We start from the raw sequence: 18,388 nt of genomic DNA on the forward strand, positions 1-18,388 counted from the left end.
CACCAGGGAGAGCACCCGCCCGTCGTTAGTTATTCAGCCAATGCCTAGCCGGTCACCTTACGGTGCGACAGCCACAGCCACCTGAGCGGTACGAACCACGCGGTCGTTGACGCGGTAGCCGTAACGCAGAACCATGGAGACATGATCCTCAGCCACCTCGTCGGTGGGCTGCTGGAGCACTGCTTCGTGGATGTTCGGGTCGAAGGCGTCGCCTACTTCACCGAAGCGCTCCACGCCCTGCTTGCCGAGCAGCTCTTCGAGCTTGGTAGCGATGGAGGCGAAGGGGCCTTCCTGCAGGTCGCCGTGCTTGCGTGCGGCGTCGATGTCGTCGAGCACCGGCAGCAGTGCGCCGACCAGGTCACCGATTACGAAGTTTCGCAGCTGCTCCTTTTCGCGGGCGGTGCGGTTCTTGTAGTTGGTGAACTCTGCCTGCAGGCGAAGCAGGGAGTCCAGGCGCTCTGCGGCGAGTGCCGCATCCGCAGATTCTGCTTCTACGGCGTCCTGGAGCTCAGCCTCGACGGCTTCCGCAGCGTCTTCGGCAGTTTCGACCGATTCAGCTTCGGGGTGGCCTTCCGCTGCGGGGGCGTTGAATGCCTCCTCCAGCGGGTCGGGGGTGATGTTTTCCTGCTCAGCCATGATTACTTCTTCTCGTCTTCGTCGATAACCTCGGCGTCGACAACGTCCTCATCAGCGGCGGGCTTGGACTCGGATGCCTCAGCCTGTGCTGCTGCGTAGAGTGCCTCACCCAGCTTGGACTGGGAAGCCTGCAGCTTCTCGAATGCGGACTTCACTGCTGCGTCGTCGTCGCCCTCGAGTGCCTTCTTCAGCTCGTCAACATCGCCCTGGACCTCGGTCTTGACGTCCTCGGGCAGCTTGTCGCCGTTCTCCTTCAGGAGCTTCTCGACGGAGTATGCGACGGACTCAGCTGCGTTGCGGGTGTCAGCAGCCTCGCGGCGTGCCTTGTCCTGCTCTGCGTGTGCCTCTGCATCCTTGACCATGCGGTCGATGTCGTCCTTGGAGAGGGAGGTACCGCCGGTGATGGTCATGGACTGCTCAACACCGGTGCCCTTGTCCTTTGCGGAGACGTGGACGATGCCGTTTGCGTCGATGTCGAAGGTGACCTCAATCTGGGGCACGCCGCGGGGTGCGGGGGCGATGCCGGTCAGCTCGAAGGTACCCAGGTTCTTGTTGTCGCGAGTGAACTCACGCTCACCCTGGAAGACCTGAATGGTCACGGAGGGCTGGTTGTCCTCTGCGGTGGTGAAGGTCTCGGAACGCTTGGTCGGGATTGCGGTGTTGCGCTCGATCAGCTTGGTCATCACGCCGCCCTTGGTCTCGATACCGAGGGAGAGGGGGGTGACGTCGATCAGCAGAACGTCCTTACGGTCGCCCTTCAGCACACCTGCCTGCAGGGCTGCACCCATTGCCACAACCTCGTCGGGGTTCACACCCTTGTTGGGCTCGCGGCCGGTGAGCTCCTTGACGAGCTCAGCAACAGCGGGCATACGGGTGGAGCCACCGACCAGGATGACCTCAGAAATCTCGGAGATGGACACGCCAGCTTCCTTGATGACGTCGAGCACGGGCTTCTTGGTGCGCTCGAGCAGGTCGCGGGTCAGTTCCTCGAACTTTGCGCGGGTCAGCTTCTCATCCAGGTGGATGGGGCCCTCGGGGGTCACGGACAGGTACTGCAGGGAGATGTTGGTGCTGGAAGCGCTGGACAGCTCCTTCTTAGCCTGCTCAGCTGCCTCCTGCAGACGCTGCAGAGCAATCTTGTCCTTGGACAGGTCTGCGCCGGTGTTTGCCTTCACCTGTGCGAGCAGCCACTCAACGATGCGCTGGTCCCAGTCGTCACCACCGAGGCGGTTGTCACCGCTGGTTGCGCGAACCTGAATGGTGGAGAAGCCGTCGTCGTCCTTGCCGACTTCCAGCAGGGAGACGTCGAAGGTACCGCCACCGAGGTCGAAGACCAGGATGAGTTCGTCTTCCTTGCCCTTGTCCAGGCCGTATGCGAGTGCTGCGGCGGTGGGCTCGTTGACGATACGCAGGACGTTCAAGCCTGCAATCTCGCCGGCTTCCTTGGTTGCCTGACGCTCAGCGTCGTTGAAGTATGCCGGGACGGTGATGACAGCGTCGGTGACGGTGTCGTTCAGGAATGCCTCTGCGTCGCCCTTCAGCTTCATGAGGATACGAGCGGAGATTTCCTGCGGGGTGTACTTCTTGCCGTCAATCTCGGTGGTCCAGTCAGTGCCCATGTGGCGCTTGACGGAGGAGATGGTGCGGTCAACGTTGGTCACTGCCTGACGCTTTGCAACGCTACCGACCAGAACCTCGCCGTCCTTGGAGAATGCGACGACGGAGGGGGTGGTGCGGGTGCCCTCTGCGTTAGCGATGACGACCGGGTCGCCACCTTCCAGTGCTGCTACGACCGAGTTGGTGGTACCGAGGTCAATACCTACTGCACGTGCCATATGTTTATTCACTCCTTGTGATCAGTGCCCCGCTTCTTCTAATGCGAGGCGGGTTAGTTTGAAAGTTTTGGAGGCGGTTGGTGCTGCGCGTGCCGCTCCGTGTGGAGTGGTCTGCGCGGCTCCCTTGAGCCTCATGTACTCAAGTATGCACCCTCTCGGAGGGTCTGTCAATAGACTTGAGCGAACTTTACTCAACTTTTTTTCGCGAGACTGTGTGAGGGGCGGGTTTTTTAGGGTTCTGGGGCAGTGTTTTACGGGGAAAATCGGGGCGGCGGCGAGGCGTGAATGAGCGGTTTTGCCGCGGAATTCCGGGGTTTTTAGGCGGTGCGAGGGTGCGGCGCGGCGATTCAGCGCACAGCAGACGGTGCCGGGCGCGCGGGGCGAAAAAATTTTTAAAAATTTTTAAAAAAGGAGTGGAAAACCCAAAAATTGGGGTGTGAGAAGGGTCGCGAGACTCCTTATATAGGAGGTGCAGTGCGACTTTTGGACCAGGAAGCTAGGCCTCTGGCAGCGTTGCCAGAGGCGCAGTGAACACCAGAGGTTCACCCCTCTTATATATAGAGAACCTGCGCGCAAGCTCCATCGCTCACTCTATAGAGGTATCTCCGCTTGTCCGACCCGCAATTCTTCAACCTTCACCTGTGGCTTGAGGCTACCTGCCTGCCGTATGCTGGTTACGACCATATCCTCTCAAAGTAGATAGGAAATTACGATGCCGACGAATAACGGCCCAACGCCTCCAGCTGGTCCATATGCTGGGGGAACATCAACTTGGATTCCAGCAAAGAACCCAAAACCCCACAGGTAGCGGAGAATACCACCTCCGCTTCAACAATCGCCGAAGTTACTACCAGCACGCCCCCACTCAATGAAAAAAAGACAAATTTATATAATTTCTTTTCAGATGACCCAATAGCACTTGGCACAATTTTCAAAAATAACACAAAAAAACCGCTTGCAAAAATATTTGCATTAATCATCATAATATTGAGCGCCATACTATTATGGCATTTTAAATACATTGTAAATATTTCTACTACTAGTTTTATAATTGCAACCGCCACAATTTTTATTCTTTTCCTTACAGTCGCTACGATTTTTATTTTTTACACTGCGATTGCTACGATTTTTATTTTTTACATTGCATTTGCCATGATTTTTATTTTATGCATTGCGATTGCTACGATTTTTAAAATCATCAAAAGAATTTCTATTATGTTACACAAAGTAGCCAGCGACCGAAAAGGTAAGACCTACACTGGAGCAGAAAAGTCCTTACACTATATAATGTTTACACTTATTCCTACCTTTGCCATCTTTGCGGTAGCACTCTTTGTCCTCGGAGTCGACACACTTTCCACTGCCCTATACGATCGACACACTTACAGGACAACTCCAACATTTCTCAAAGAATTTTTCAACGACCCTGACGCCAAAATTGTACTACCCATTTTCCTTGTCTTTTCTTTTATAGTCAACGCCAGTACTGCAACTTCAATCATCACAATCATCGAAGAAATTTTCAAAAATAAACGACGTAAAAAAGCCAAGAGAACAATATTATCATCAAAAGAAAGATCCACACGGTCAACTATCGCCTCCCACATCAAGCTAATACTTCCACTTCTACCTTTAGCAGCATCTATAGTATTTATATTTGGGTTACTCCATAACACACAGGTAACAAAAGGTAATCTAAGTACTGCAATTCAAATTACAGCAATTCAATTTACGGAAAGCAAATATATTTGGCTGACAATGGCTTTCTCCCTGCTATTAATAGGATACATATCATTCATCCCATATTTCCTTCTCCCCCAATGTGTCAACGGTGCTGAAAAAATAATCCTCAGAGGTAGAAAAGAAAATATAAAAAGGGAAGTGGAATGTATCTACTTTATGATAATCTCTGTTTCATCAGCCCTCACTTCTTTCTGCGCCCTCATAAACTATCAAATATTAAAAATTCTTTCACACAAAGAAATAATTATATTTTTATTAACCACATTATTTATTTCATTCACCCTCTGCTGTGTCTCTCTAAGAAATATCTTGAATAAGAAATATGCACTCAAACGCACAGCAGAAATACATTCAAGGACCCTCAAAGAAAATATAACCGCCTTAATACTGGCTCTATTCTCTGCATTTTTAATATCATCGATTGGTTCCACGCTTATTCCAAATATAGCAAAAGGTTTTAGCGATATGGTAACGAGCCCCGGAGACACTCTGGGGTCAGTAGAAACAGATTACTCATGCGTTTTCTCGAATGACATTAAGGAAAAGAGCTCCATTACTTTTGGAATACTCACTGAGGCAAAGCCGGATTCAGTCCATGTATTCACTCCCACATACGATTATCAGTATCGCGCATATGGGAAAAAATTAGATAATGGAAACATTCGATTAAATAACCTTACAGAATCTCAACTTAAAATTCCTACTGGGTACCATGTTGAAAAATTCAACAATGATAAACATCATTATGATGTCACCACTGGAAAATGTACGTACTTAGCTCCATTGGATTTTTATGAATCAATGCAGCCTAGGACAAAGCTAACTATCAGAAATATTCCATGACGATATAGAGTAAGCCCCGCCTGCACGTATCTGAACTGCGCCCCGAAACTTGGACGCATTAAATAGTAACCCTTACACAGCTTCCAACAGGGCCTGATCCCGGTACTCCACCGGGGTCAGGCCCCTAAGCTTCACCTGGCGCCTTGCTGTGTTCCAATGCGTAATATAGGCGTCAAGGTCAGCTTTGAAACTCTCAAAAGTCAGCCAATCCTGCCCACGGAAAAACTCATCCTTAAGATGCCCAAAGACTTGCTCGGTGGCGCCATTATCAATGCAGTTGCCTTTACGCGACATACTCTGGATAAAACCGTTCTCAGCGAGCATACTGATGTAGGTCTCGTGCTGATACTGCCACCCCATATCCGAGTGCAAAATCGGCTTAGCTCCCTCGGGTTTGGCCTCCATGAGTACCTGAAGCATCTCTTGTTGCTGGACGAGATTGGGACACATCGAGATAGAGTGAGCAACAATCTCCTTGCTGGCAAAGTCATAAACCGGCGCCAGGTAGGCCTTACCGAAGGAAAGCTTAAACTCGGTAACATCGGTACCCAACTTCTGCCAAGGACCGGTCGCCGTGAAGTCGCGACCGATGATGTTCTCAAAACTTTGCCCCACGTCCCCCTTGTAAGAGTTGTACCTGCGGTAGGGCCTCTGGCGGCGTATACCGCAACGCAACCCCATCTGACGCATCATCTTCAAAACCGTCTTATCGGCGATACGCACCCCTTCCTCAGCGCGCAGACACATGGCCACCTGCCTGTGACCGCACCCGTTAGGGGTACGCGAAAAGATCTGGGCAACCTTGGCACGTAGCTGCACTCTGGTTGGCTGCTGGGGATGAGCCAACGCGTAGTAGTAGCTCGATTTGGCAAGGCCAGCCACCTCAAGGAGGTCGTACAGCTTGTGCCCGTGCCCTGAAAGCTCAGCGACCACTAGGGCTTTGTCCCGGTTTGGGAGCGCCTCTGCGCCTTCAGGGCAATCGATTTTTTTAGGTACGCCACCTGCGCCTCAAGCTTGCGCACACGCTCGGCAAGTTCCTCCTCACGCGTTAGCGGCACCGCCCGCACCGACCCCTTCGGCCTGCCCTTGGGCTTAGGCTTAAGCGCCTGCGCGCCGCCTTCACGGTACAGCCTGCACCACTGCTTCAACGGTGTAGCGCTTGCAATACCGAAGCGCATCATTGCTTCAGGCTTACTCATCCCACCGTCAACCACGGCCCTTGCTGCGGCGACCTTGGTCTCGTAGTCGTATCTGGCCTGCTTTACTCCCATGGCAAGAAGCCCGTCCTTCCCGATGACGCGGTACGTTTTCTGCCACTCTCTCACAGTCGCGGCAGACATACCAAGCTTCTTGGCGGTCAGACCATAGCCGAATCCTCTCTCGAACATTTGCGCTGCTTGCTCCCGGAGCAAACGATCATGCCTCATTCCCAGATTTATAGACATGAAAAGCCTCCCATTTCCTGGACTTCATTTTTGTTGTCCAAGAAACGGGAGGCAGTTCATATCGTGCAGGCGGGGCTTCTCCTTTTGCCCACTGCGCAAGCCCACAAGAGTGGGGTCCTCCCCTATGCTGGTTATAAGCCAGCACCGGAGCAGGAAGGGCAGACCGCCATGAACCTCAACAAACTCTTAACCGCGCTACGGCACCGCAAAAACACCCCGGCACACAACCTACAGGCCGGGCGGCACGAACGCTACACGCACGCTCTCGAACAATTCCTCGACGGGCACCAGCCCGCCGTACGCCTCGGCGGGGTGTACACGCTCGCAAACCTCGCAGACGAATGGCTCACCGACACATCCTTCCCCGAGCAGGTGCGCCGCGAAGAAGCCCAGACCATTATCGACGCGCTGACCGGGTGCATCCGCACGCCCTACCCCCTCGCACAGAAACGGCAAGTTCTAGAATCAGACAACGCCCCCGAAGGGTACGAAGGCGACTTTACGCGCGATCAGGAGGCACTACGCGAAGAGCAGCTGGTACGCCGCACCGTCTTCATGGAGTTCAGCCGCCGCCTCGCCGCCGTCGCCGAGAGCAACAAGACTGGCAACGGGGAAGACCAGCGCACGGTGCCGCCAATATCGCCCATGTGGGCTGATCTGCGCTTCGACTTTGGCGGCGCACCCATCTTCTATCCGCTACGGCAACTGTACTTTCAGAACGCCGATTTCGCTTCCGCAACCTTCTACGGACAAGCGGATTTCTCTGGTTCAACCTTCCACGGTGACACCAGCTTCTCGGCGGCGCAGTTCACGGCCGACGCATCCTTCCATGGCGCGAACTTCAACGACTGGGTAGGTTTCAGCGCCGCACACTTCACGGGCGCGGCAGGGTTCAGCGGGGCGCGCTTTGCAGACGCGGCAAGCTTCGCAACCGTAACCTTCACCGGCGAGGCCGACTTCTCAGACGCGGTCTTCTCGGCTGCGGCTGACTTCGCGGTATCCGCTTTCGAGTCCGACGCCAACTTTTCGCGTTTGAACACCGCAGGCATAGCCAGCTTCGCGGCGGTCACCTTCGACGGAAAGGCAGTATTCACCGCCTCCACGTTCCACGATGAAGCGCACTTCGCCGCGTCGGTCTTCAACCGTCCCGCGGTGTTCTCCAAGTCGCTGTTCGGCGGGGTCGCGCGCTTTGCCGGTGTAGTCACCAAGCAGTCCGCAATGTTCAGCAACGTACGCTTTGCGAGCGCGGCGGACTTTAGCGGGGCGTCCTTCACGCAGTACGAGGATTTTGGTGGGGCGCGGTTCGACGGCGACGCCACGTTCAGCCGGGCGTCTTTTATTGCGCTTCCGAGGACGCGCTATGAGATGGACTTCCCGCAGGGAGCGAACTTCGGTAACGCGACCTTCGCGCAGGATGCCGACTTTAGTAAGGCGACGTTCACGGCGCATGTCGGCTTCTACAAGGCGACGTTCGCGCGGGCGGTGAGCTTCAACGGGGCGAACTTTGAGGGCGCCTACTTCGCGGATGCGACGTTCGGTCATGGTGCGGATTTCAGGCAGACTAGCTTCATGTATGTTAAGCCGTCCTTTGAGGCTTTGGAGAGGCGGCTACAGAGGGCGCGGTTCTCGGCGCAGGCGGATCCGCAGGATTACCTGTTTGAGGCGCGCCCGGAGAGCCCGCACGGCTTCAGCTGCGGCGAGACGGAGCTTCTTAATAGAACGTTCGTTCTCCCTGTCGGTGCGGTGCTGTACGACCCGGATTCCTGGGACGAAGAGCAGCAGGAGTACACGCGCGTCAGTGAGCCTGCGCAGTAATATCCGGAAGGCCCCGCCCGTGCATCCGGCGCTGGCGGGGTCTTTGCTTGTGACCAGTGACAGCCCAAGCCCAGCCACTTTTACACTATGCTGAGTATGACCCGGCCCTTTCAACGATGACAGGAGAACCACATGCATCTGGCACCCAGCACCGCGTGGGCTTGGCTGATAGCTTGCGCAGTCGTCATTCTGCTTTTCCCGCTTGCCGCGCAGTTCGGCAATCTCAAGGGGAAGCTGTCTAGCTTCCGCACCTGGGTTTGGGCTATCGCGCTCTTGGGCATTGTCACGGCGGGTTTTATGCCTTTCATCTTTGATCCTGGCATCACCCATTTTGAGGTTCAGCCGTTCATTTTCTTCATCACCGGCACCCTGCTGGGTGTTCTCTTTCTTGGGGAGTTCCACCGCATGAACGCCCAGAAAAAGCTGAAACACCCCCAGCGGGTGCATGCCGAGCGCCGTACCCGTTACAGCAAGGCAGTTGAGCATCTGGCGTATCCGAATCCGGCAGTCCGTGCGAGCGCCATCAGCACTCTTGCGGGTCTGGTGGATGAGTGGCTCGCTGACGAGCAGCTCAGCGTTGAGGCGCGGCAGAAGGAGGGGCAGGTCATCGTCAATGCCCTCTGCGCTTATGTTCGTTCGCCGTTCTCGCGGGCGTTCAAGGCAGAAGCTTTTGAATCCGATACGCCGCCCGCTAACTATGCGGGTGATTTCGCTACGGATCTGGCGGCTTTTCGTGGTGAGCAGGATGTTCGCCGCAGCGTCTTCGTTGAGATGAGTAAGCGTAGCAGCACCCTTGCTGAAAATGAGAAGGGCGAGGTGGCTGTTGTTCCCGGCGCGTGGAGCGGCTTTGAGTTCGATTTCAGCCGGGCGGTCGTCTTCTACCCTCTCGACGGTCTGACGATTGAGAACGCCAATTTCTCTGCGGCGAGGTTCTGCAACGGTTCAGATTTCAGCGGGGTAGCTTTTGTGGGCGATGCGAACTTTACCCGGGCGGTCTTTGACCAGGATGCGCGTTTTAGCGACGTAACTTTCCTGGGAACGGCGGACTTTAGTAACGCGCGCTTTGCTGGTGATGCATTCTTCCGCTGGGTGGCATTCAACGCTAATGCAGACTTCCGCGAGGCTTCTTTTGGAGGGCACGCTGACTTCCGCGACACGACGTTTGCGGCGGATGCGGGCTTTAGCGGTGCTTCCTTTGAAGGGAACGCTGGGTTCTTTAGGTCGTCTTTTGGCGGTAATGCAAGCTTCTTCAGGACGGATTTTGCGGGAGTTGCGGAGTTCCGTGAGGCGGTCTTTGAGGGGCATGCCGGGTTTAACGCGGCAACCTTCTACGGGGATGCGCACTTTAGCCGGGCTACATTTGAGGGGCTCGCTGGGTTCCGTGATGCAGCCTTTGAGGCAGGCGCGGAGTTCTATGGCGCGTCCTTTGCGCAGACTGCTGATTTCTGCGATGTGTCTTTCGTGAAGAGCCCGCCGGTCTTCGCTGTTGAGGATGCTGACTCGGGCGAGATGCGCCGGACTCGGTTCGCTGCGTTGTCTGCCGGTTCGGAGTCTACTGGTCAGGAGGCGCATAACTTCGCGGTGTACGAGGACAGCCTGCCTATTCCGCTGGGTACAGCCAGGCTGAACGGTGTAGGGTACCGTATCCCGGTCGGTACGGTGCTCTTCGATCCGTCTTCTTGGGATGAACGGCAGAAGGAATACACGCGCCTGAGTGAGCCCGCGCAGTAGTAGACAGAGGCCCCGCCACATTGAATGTGTGGTGGGGCCTTCGTTTATGTCCAGTAGAAGCGCAGGTCAGACAGTTTTACACTAAACTAAAAGGTGCCCATTCCTCTCAGAGAAGATAGGAGATTCCTATGTCATCGAACGATGGTTCACCAGGACCTCAGTCTCATTCAGCAGACTCAGGCTTCCCCCTCGATTCAAACAAAAATCCAAAAATCGATACAGTGGATGCCTTACTGCGAATTGTATTTAGGATGACCTGGGGAGATTGGGCACTAACGGCAATTTTAATTTCATGCCTAATTAATCATTATTTTTTTACTGTTCTCAATGTTGCACAACCAATAATTGACTTGACTAGGCTTATTACTGTGCTGATTTCAGTGGTTTTCGCTGCCTATAAAGTAGTAAGCGCTTACAAATCTAAAGAATTAATTATTTTCTTCTTCAAAATCCACCCCATTCAGCTCTTTGTTTCAATAATCGCCTGCGGGGCAGCAACTGCATTTTTCCTGCCTTTAATCCTTAACATATTTAAGTTCATCGGAGACACTGACAAAATCACTACCGCTCTACTTGCTTCAACGGGTGGTATTATTGCAGTGTTTACACTAATTAAAACTCACCAAAAAAACCAAAATGATGAGACGGCTCTAAAGCTCGATACGGACAAGTATCAAGAGCAAAAGAGACAATTTAAAAAGAATATAAAGCAAGAAGCTTACAGAAGCTACCGAGAGCGCACTCGGCAGATTCACGCAGAGCGTCGTAGTCGCTACACCACGGCTGTAGAACAACTAGCTAACAAGAATGCGGTCGTTCGTCTCGGCGGTATCTATACCCTTGTAGGCCTCGTCGATGAATGGCTCGCGGATAAGAGCATCAAAGAGGATACCGACCGACGCAAGGAAGGGCAGATTATTATCAATAACCTTTGTTCATACATTCGCGCGCCTTTTAGCCTTGCAGATTCACATCATATCCTCGATAAGGATTCTCCTACAGAAAAAGAAATAGAGGAATACGGCAGAGAAAATTTCACAAAGCATAAATTAGAATTTCATGAAGAGAAAGATACCCGCCAAGCAATTCTGCATGAAATTAAACTCAGACTAAATAGCGGATACACTATAAATGAAGAGAATGAAGAAATTCCACTAGAAGGCCCTTGGTCAAAATTTACCTACGATTTTTCGAAGGCTTTTTTCTTCTACCCACTCGACCTCTCAAGAAGCTTCTTTTCCCATCCTGTAATTTTCAAAGAAACAGTGTTTGCAAATAAATTTAATGTTTCAGGTTCAATATTTAACCAAGAAACAAACTTCTCCAATGCCCGATTCACGCACCAAGATTTCTCGAAAACCTTCAATTTCAAAGGTGTAAGATTTAAGGAAATATCTAGATTTAATGGGGCAATTTTCGAGTCAACTGCAAATTTTAGAGGCATGCATGCCGAATCGGAGATTGAATTTTCTAGATGCCATTTTAAAATAGGGGCGTGGTTTTCGGGGTCAACGTTTAAGGATGCTTATTTTGTGGGTACTAAATTCAGCGAGAATTTTTATCTATACCCATATTCTGACGTATCATTTAATGGCGTCGAGTTCATGGGAGAAATCACAACATTTCGAGGGGCAAAATTTCACTCTTCCTCCTCTTTCGAATCAGCAGTTTTTGAAGGTAATCTAGATCTTGTAAATACAAGACTTGGCTACTTTACAAAATTCACCAAAGCAATATTTAAAGAAAATATATATTTAGCGGAAACGATATTCCCCAAAACACGCAAGACAGACTTTACGAATGCACTATTTCGAGATTCTATATATTACACCTGGGATTCAAATCTCCCATTTGCTCCAATGATGAATCCTTTGGGTGTAATTTTTTATACGACAAAAGATGAATCCAGTAAAAAAGTCAAGAGCGAAATTCGATATCTACCTCTAGGTGCTCGAATATTCAACCCAGACTCTCCAAATTCTTGGGATGAAGAACAGAAGAGATATAAAGATATCAGTGAACCAGCTTCAACATTTAATGATTCCTTTGAAACTTTGAAGAAAATAAAATAGCTATCTCAATCTTTTAAACATTTAGCCCCGCCGGCCCTGCATCGGCGGGGTCTTCACATCTGCTCAAGGGTGACTCATTGCAGGCCACTTTGCACTATGCTGAAAGGTGACCATTCCTCTCAGAGAAGATAGGAGAGTTAAACATATGTTCCTCAATCCAGCCGAAGCCTGGCGGTTACTCCTTATATGCGCTGGTATAGTTGCCGGTTTCTTGCTCTATGCGCATCTCAGTAAGATCAAGCAGAAAGTGCCCCTGTTCTACTGCTGGCTTGGAGCAATCGCGGTCTTGGGCGGAGCCGCAGCTTTCTTCCTGCCTATCGCGGTTAACTCAGGTTTTGCGAAAGATGATGATGGCTCAGCTCTTCGCCAGGCTCTTCTCTACACCACCGGTGGTCTTCTAGGTGTCATTACTCTTGGTGAAACTCACCGAAAGAATAACCAGGAAAAAGAGAAAAACGAGAACGACCATACCCGCCAGGTGTATGCGGAACGACGTAGCCGCTACACCAAGGCTGTCGAGCAACTAGCTAATGAGAAAGCATCTGTCCGCCTGGGCGGTATCTATACCCTTGTGGGTTTGGCTGATGAATGGCTTGCAGACGATAGCCTCGCCAAAGACAAGCAGAGGGAAGAGGGGCAGATTATTATCAATAACCTCTGCTCCTACATTCGTTCTCCCTTCCCGCTTGCAGAAAAAATTGAAGAATACGAAGCCCGCAAAGAACTAGAAAAGCTCCAGAAATCAGAATCCGAGAAGCTCAGTGAAGAAGAGTCTTCACTGCTCCAGGTTCTACTTAAGCGTTTCGAAGATTCTGATGAATATGAAAAACCTAAAGACATCACCACAGACTATGTAAAGTTCTACGAAGAACAGGACGTACGCCGAGCCATTTTCGAGGAAATGAGCAAACGTAGCAGCACTGTCAGTGTAGATGAGAGCAAGAAGGTAACTGTTAAATCCGGCGCATGGAGCGGCTTCAAGTTCGACTTTAGCCGAGCACCCATTTTCTATCCCCTGAACAACCTCACCATTGAACAAGGTCAATTCAGCTCTGCCCGATTCTACAGAAACACGAACTTCATATTCGCAAAATTCACCGAAAACGCAGACTTCACGGGCGCAATCTTTACAGGAAACACAGATTTTAGATATACGATCTTCAACGAACGTGCATACTTCGTAGACGTAGCCTTCAGCAGAACGGCAGATTTCTCAGACGCGGTCTTCAACAGATTCGCAGACTTCTTGGACGCGGATTTCAGCGGAGACGCGAACTTCTGGACGGCAACCTTCACCGGAGAGGCACGTTTCCGGAACGCAACCTTCGACAGAAATGCATATTTTACGCGCACGACCTTCAACAGAGACTCATACGTATACTTTGCGCGCGCGACCTTCACCGGAGATGCATACTTTATAGGCACGACCTTCAATGGAGGTACACGCTTCGAGGGGACAACTTTCAGCAGATACATATACTTCCAGGATGCAACCTTCAGCGGAGAAATGACCCTCCGGGGCTCATATTTCGAAAAGTCTGCGCCCATATTTGTATATGACTCCAGCGCTGCCCGATTCTCTGACCAAGTCAATTGGACAGAGAGCAACTTCTCTATTCGTTCCGGAAGCAAACCTATTGAACTTGGTAGTGCAACGCTCGGGGATAAAACCGTCAGTATCCCCTTCGGGACCGTAGTTTTTGACCCAGGTTCATGGGATGAACAAACCCAGGAGTACAGCCATATGAGTATCACATGCTGCAGAATTTACCGCTCCTCCCATCGCCAGGAGTAGCCCACCAGCACAGCCCCGCCTGTATCCTCTGATGCAGCGGGGCTGTGCCACACCCTCTACCCCACCGATACACTAGAACCATGTACCGAATCATGACTGTCTGCACCGGCAACATCTGCCGCTCCCCCGTCGGCGAATACCTCATTCGCCAGCACGCCCAAGAAGCTGGCGTGCCCGTCACCGTCACCTCCAGCGGCATCAGCAACGAAGAAGAAGGCAACCGCATCGACCCGCGCGCCGCCGCGCAACTCGCCACCCGCGGTATCGACCCGTCCGCGCACCGCGCCAGCGTCTTCACCGTCGAGGACTTCGACCGCAACGACCTCATCCTCGCCATGGACGCGCCCCACTACCTGCGCCTCAAAGCCCTCGCCCGCAACGACGAGGACAAAGCCAAGATCCGCATGATGCGTAGCTTCGACCCGAAGGTCACCACCACCCACCTGGACCAGCTCGGCATCTACGACCCCTGGTACGGTAGCGAACGCGACTTCGTGTACACTACCGACCTTATTGACGCCGCCGCACGCGGCCTCATCAACCACCTCAAGCAGGAAGGCGACGCACAGTGAGTCAGCGTATCCCCCTGAACCAGAACCGCCGCGTCACCGGCACCACCGAAATTCTGGAGCTCTGCAAAGACATGCTGCGTCTGGAGCACGGCATCGGCAATGATTTCGACATGGACACCGCCGAATTCACCGAATTCCGTGCGCAGTTCCTTGCCGACTTCGCGCAGATTCCGCTGATTATCGGCATTGACGGCCGTAGCGGCACCGGCAAAACCAGCCTCGCCGCGCAGCTTGAGCAGGAGCTCACCGCCGCCGGGCACAGCGTGCACGTGCTGCACCTGGACGACTTCTACCCCGGCTGGGACGGCCTCTTCGACGGCGTGGAGGCGTGGGACGCGCTATCCGTGCAGCTGACCGAAGGTATTGCCGGAACCTACACCCCGTGGGATTGGGAGGCGGGCGCCCCCGGTGAGGTGCGCACCGTCGACCCGGCGGCTACGCAGGTCATCATCTGTGAGGGTGTCGGCGCGATTGCGGGCGCCTGCGAGGTGCGTATTCTCGCCACCGCCCCGGACGAGGTGCGCCGCGAGCGCGCCCTGGCTCGTGACGGTGACGCGTTCCGCCCGCACTGGGAACGCTGGGCGGAGCAGGAGGAGGCGCTGCTCGCCGAAATCCCGGAGGACTACGCGACCGTGGACTTCATCTACGACAGCGCGGCACAGTAGTAGCCGCCTACAAGACAGTAGGACCCAATGCTTCGTGTATCTCGAAGCATTGGGCCCTACGGCTATTCAGAGGCAGTTTTATTGAGGCGCTGTTTTATTCAGGCATAGGAGCCGGGCTAGCGGATTCCATGCGGTCTTTATCCCAGTAGGTTGAGGTATTGCTCGGCGCGTGCGTGGAGGTCGTACCGTCTTTTTCGTTACCCGGGTTGTTGTTAGAAAGCACAGCAAAGATTACGAGCAAGACACAAGCTATAAGCAACAGGATGCATAGCAAATATTTGTAATAGTGATTGCGCATCTGAGATTGTCCCTCCGGTCGTATCGCGTGGTATGACCAACGTAAGTTATGCGGTCGCCCCGAGCAATGCTTCTCAAGAATATTTCTCAAATATTTCTTCGGCGCTGGGGGACTGAGCGGCAGGCTAAGCCAAGCCGCTAAGGGGCGGTGTTATCCGTAAGCGACATCAGGGTGTCCGAAGCGAAGCGAGGACGGGTGCCCCTGTAGGAGCGTGGATAACACCGTCCCTTTGCTGTGCCTGCGCAGGCGATCGCCGTCCCTTCTACGCACCTTCCCCCAAGCCCTCCCCTGTAGAAGCGAAGGCGAGCGCCGCTTTCCAGACCAACCAAGCGGAGCCCTCCCAACCCAGCTCAAAAAAATATCAAACATTTAACTTACGAAGCCACCCCCGATTCTGCTACCGTGAAAAAGTTGTGCTTCCAGCCTGCGCAAGCTCATCCCCAGGGGCGGTACTACCGCATCCACGTCTTGTAGAGCCGCAGGCGCCGTTGCACGCGCATCACACAGAAAGAAAAACCACAGACAGATGTCTTCGAAGTCGACTAAGACCTCATTCGGGCTATCGCCCCTTTTCATTGTTGTTCTGGCGCTGCTGACCGCTATCGCGCCGCTGGCTACGGACATGTACCTGGCGGCGCTGCCCGCAGTCGCTGAGAACCTGAACACCACCAGCACGAACGCATCCCTGACGTTGAGCGGGTTCATGGTGGGTATGGCGCTCGGCCAGCTGGTCGTGGGTCCCCTGTCGGATAAGACGGGCCGCCGCAAGCCGCTGCTGATCGGTGCGGTGGTTTGTTTTATTGCGACGGTGGCGTGTGGTTTCGCGCCGAATATTGAGCTGCTGATTTTTGCGCGTTTCATGATGGGCTTCACCGGTTCGATTGGTGCGGTGCTGGCGCGTTCTATCGTGGCTGATACGACTGAGGGTCTGGCGACCGCTAAGCTCATGGGCGTCATGATGATGATTAACGGCTTCGCGCCGGTGCTTGCGCCGCTGTTTGGTGGCTGGGTGCTGTCGTGGGGTAGCTGGCGCGATATTTTCCATGTGCTGGGCGTGATTACCGCGATCATGATGCTCGGCGTGATCTTCGTGATTAAGGAGACCCTGCCGGTGGAGGAACGCTACCAGGGTACCGCCCTGAGCGTGTACTCGGAGTTGCCGAAGGTCTTCAAGATTCGCCGCTACTTGGGTTTCATGCTGACGATGTGCTTCGCGTTTGGTGCGCTGTTCTCGTACATTTCCGGTTCGACGTTTGTGTTGCAGAAGATTCTGGGCTTGTCCGAGACTGAGTTCACGATCGTGTTCGGTGTGAACTCGATCGGTATTGTGCTGTTCAGTGCGATTGCGACGAAGCTGGTGGGTCGTGTGGCGCAGCGCCGCATTGTGAATGTTGGCGTGGTGAGCCTGCTGGTGGTGTCTTCGCTGCTGGTGGTTAGCTTCCTTGTCGGTATTTCGCTGGTGCCGACCCTGATTCTACTATTCCTGCTGACCAGCTCGTGCGGCCTAATCTTTGGTAATGCTTCGGCGTTGGCGTTGAACGAGGCGCGCCACATGGCGGGTAGTGCTTCGGCGGTGATGGGTACGATTCAGGCTCTGCTGGGTGCGTTGGCGGCGCCGCTGGTCTCGTTTGCCGGTGAGCATGAGTACCTGCCGATGGGCTTCTCCATTTTTGGTTTCGCGGTCCTGACGGCGCTGGTGCTGTGGACTACGCCGCGTAAGGATTCGGACTACTCGGCTGACGGCGAGAGCCACGGCGCTGGTGAAGGTCAGGGCGCCCCGGCGGCGGGCCACTAGCCGTTCACAAGTACATATCTGTACGCATGCCCAGGAGGGGCGGTGTTATCCGTAAGCGACATCAGGGTGTCCGAAGCGAAGCGAGGACGGGTGCCCCTGTAGGAGCGTGGATAACACCGTCCCTTCTGCGTATCTTCCCTCGCCGGTTAGGGATGCGAACGTACAATAAAACTATGTCTAGTACCGTAATTCTTCTGAACGAGCAGAACCCGCAGGGCATCTTCGTTGACCCGTCCGTGCCCCTCATCAGCGTTGATGATCAGGGCTTCACCCGCGGCGACGGCGTCTTCGAGACCATGCTGTCCGTCAACCGTCGCGTGCGTAAGCTCGGCATGCACCTGTCCCGCCTCGAGTCGTCGGCGCGCATGCTGGACCTACCCGACCCGGAACCGGAGATTCTGCGTTCGGCGGTGGAGCGCCTCATGCGTGAGGCGACCGCCGGTGCCGAGACTGCGCTGGGCGAAGAGCACATCGTGAAGATCATTATTTCGCGCGGCCCCACCCAGGCGGTGACTTCCATGCAGCCGGGCCCGTACACGCTGATTATGGCGTCGCCGGTGCCCGCCTCGATCGTGAAGCGCCGCACCGAGGGCGTGAAGGCGATGCTGCTGCCGCGCGGCCACGAGCCGATGGACAACAGCGCCTACCCGTGGCTTCTGGCGGGTGCGAAGACCCTCTCCTACGCGGTGAACATGGCGGTCCTGCGGTACGTTCAGGAGCGCGGCGCGGATGACGCTATCTTCATCACCGACGAGCGTCGCGTGCTTGAGGGCGCCACTTCTTCGGTGCTGGTTGCGAAGATTGAGGACGGCAAGAAGATGCTGTACACGCCTGAGCCGAGCCACGGCATCCTGCCCGGCACCACGCAGAGCGCGGTGTTCGAGGCGGCACGCCAGGCCGGCTGGGAACTGGGCTTCGGACCGCTCTACCCGCAGGACCTGTTTGAGTCGGACGGCGTGTGGTTGGCGTCGTCGGTGCGTCTGATTGCGCCGGTGACTCACCTGAACGGTACGGCGCTGGCGCATGACCCGGAGCTGACCGCAACGCTGTTGAACTACCTGGCGCAGCAGAGCTAAACGCATACAAAAGGGACGGCATTATCCGAGCGAGGATGATGCCGTCCCTTTGTGCTGTCTGCAGACT

General features: G+C 54.1%; 14 protein-coding genes. 9 read left to right on the forward strand and 5 right to left on the reverse strand.

Going from position 1 to position 18,388, the window contains the following annotated elements:
* Nucleotides 1-57: 57 nt before the first annotated feature.
* The 3 genes from LPB405_RS03130 to LPB405_RS03140 form a co-directional block, all read right to left on the reverse strand.
* On the reverse strand, nucleotides 58-636 hold the full coding sequence (locus LPB405_RS03130; RefSeq protein WP_219101869.1) for a nucleotide exchange factor GrpE: 579 nt from the start codon (nucleotides 634-636) through the stop codon (nucleotides 58-60).
* A 2-nt stretch (nucleotides 637-638) separates the two neighbouring features.
* Nucleotides 639-2,471, reverse strand: a complete 1,833-nt coding sequence (dnaK, locus tag LPB405_RS03135; RefSeq protein WP_219101870.1) for a molecular chaperone DnaK — start codon at nucleotides 2,469-2,471, stop codon at nucleotides 639-641.
* Nucleotides 2,472-3,178: 707 nt separating this feature from the next.
* Nucleotides 3,179-3,535: a hypothetical protein gene (locus tag LPB405_RS03140; RefSeq protein ID WP_219101871.1), complete on the reverse strand. Its 357-nt coding sequence runs from the start codon at nucleotides 3,533-3,535 to the stop codon at nucleotides 3,179-3,181.
* Nucleotides 3,536-3,686: 151 nt separating this feature from the next.
* Here LPB405_RS03140 and LPB405_RS03145 point away from each other — a divergent pair, with 151 nt between their 5' ends.
* A complete protein-coding gene (locus LPB405_RS03145; protein WP_219101872.1) occupies nucleotides 3,687-5,057 on the forward strand; it encodes a hypothetical protein in 1,371 nt (456 codons plus the stop codon).
* Nucleotides 5,058-5,129: 72 nt separating this feature from the next.
* Here the strand turns inward: LPB405_RS03145 and LPB405_RS03150 are convergent, their stop codons facing one another.
* Together LPB405_RS03150 and LPB405_RS03155 are read right to left on the reverse strand one after the other, a co-directional pair.
* On the reverse strand, nucleotides 5,130-5,990 hold the full coding sequence (locus tag LPB405_RS03150) for an IS3 family transposase (protein ID WP_219100477.1): 861 nt from the start codon (nucleotides 5,988-5,990) through the stop codon (nucleotides 5,130-5,132).
* Nucleotides 5,990-6,445, reverse strand: coding sequence for a helix-turn-helix domain-containing protein (locus LPB405_RS03155; protein ID WP_257604854.1), 456 nt, complete (start codon nucleotides 6,443-6,445; stop codon nucleotides 5,990-5,992). The genes LPB405_RS03150 and LPB405_RS03155 overlap by 1 nt, the downstream gene beginning before the upstream one ends.
* 30 nt (nucleotides 6,446-6,475) lie before the next feature.
* Here LPB405_RS03155 and LPB405_RS03160 point away from each other — a divergent pair, with 30 nt between their 5' ends.
* The 8 genes from LPB405_RS03160 to LPB405_RS03195 all read left to right on the forward strand — a co-directional run bounded on the left by LPB405_RS03160 (nucleotide 6,476) and on the right by LPB405_RS03195 (nucleotide 18,321).
* Nucleotides 6,476-8,317 carry a pentapeptide repeat-containing protein gene (locus LPB405_RS03160; protein ID WP_257604967.1) on the forward strand — a complete coding sequence of 614 codons (1,842 nt, stop codon included), beginning with the start codon at nucleotides 6,476-6,478 and terminating at the stop codon, nucleotides 8,315-8,317.
* A 132-nt stretch (nucleotides 8,318-8,449) separates the two neighbouring features.
* A complete protein-coding gene (locus tag LPB405_RS03165; RefSeq protein WP_219101873.1) occupies nucleotides 8,450-10,048 on the forward strand; it encodes a pentapeptide repeat-containing protein in 1,599 nt (532 codons plus the stop codon).
* Between the two features lie 128 nt (nucleotides 10,049-10,176).
* Nucleotides 10,177-12,120 (forward strand): pentapeptide repeat-containing protein, encoded by a 1,944-nt coding sequence (locus LPB405_RS03170; protein ID WP_219101874.1) that lies wholly within the window; start codon nucleotides 10,177-10,179, stop codon nucleotides 12,118-12,120.
* Nucleotides 12,121-12,226: 106 nt separating this feature from the next.
* Nucleotides 12,227-13,915 (forward strand): pentapeptide repeat-containing protein, encoded by a 1,689-nt coding sequence (locus LPB405_RS03175; protein ID WP_219101875.1) that lies wholly within the window; start codon nucleotides 12,227-12,229, stop codon nucleotides 13,913-13,915.
* A gap of 92 nt (nucleotides 13,916-14,007) precedes the next feature.
* Nucleotides 14,008-14,487 carry a low molecular weight protein-tyrosine-phosphatase gene (locus tag LPB405_RS03180; protein WP_257604968.1) on the forward strand — a complete coding sequence of 160 codons (480 nt, stop codon included), beginning with the start codon at nucleotides 14,008-14,010 and terminating at the stop codon, nucleotides 14,485-14,487.
* Nucleotides 14,484-15,152 carry a hypothetical protein gene (locus tag LPB405_RS03185; RefSeq protein WP_219101877.1) on the forward strand — a complete coding sequence of 223 codons (669 nt, stop codon included), beginning with the start codon at nucleotides 14,484-14,486 and terminating at the stop codon, nucleotides 15,150-15,152. The genes LPB405_RS03180 and LPB405_RS03185 overlap by 4 nt, the downstream gene beginning before the upstream one ends.
* Before the next feature lie 734 nt (nucleotides 15,153-15,886).
* Nucleotides 15,887-17,245, forward strand: a complete 1,359-nt coding sequence (locus LPB405_RS03190; RefSeq protein ID WP_374021076.1) for a multidrug effflux MFS transporter — start codon at nucleotides 15,887-15,889, stop codon at nucleotides 17,243-17,245.
* A 173-nt stretch (nucleotides 17,246-17,418) separates the two neighbouring features.
* Nucleotides 17,419-18,321, forward strand: a complete 903-nt coding sequence (locus LPB405_RS03195; RefSeq protein WP_219101879.1) for an aminotransferase class IV — start codon at nucleotides 17,419-17,421, stop codon at nucleotides 18,319-18,321.
* The last annotated feature ends 67 nt before the right edge of the window (nucleotides 18,322-18,388 follow it).

It is taken from the genome of Rothia mucilaginosa, assembly GCF_019334805.1.
GTDB classification, from domain to species: Bacteria; Actinomycetota; Actinomycetes; order Actinomycetales; family Micrococcaceae; genus Rothia; species Rothia mucilaginosa_C.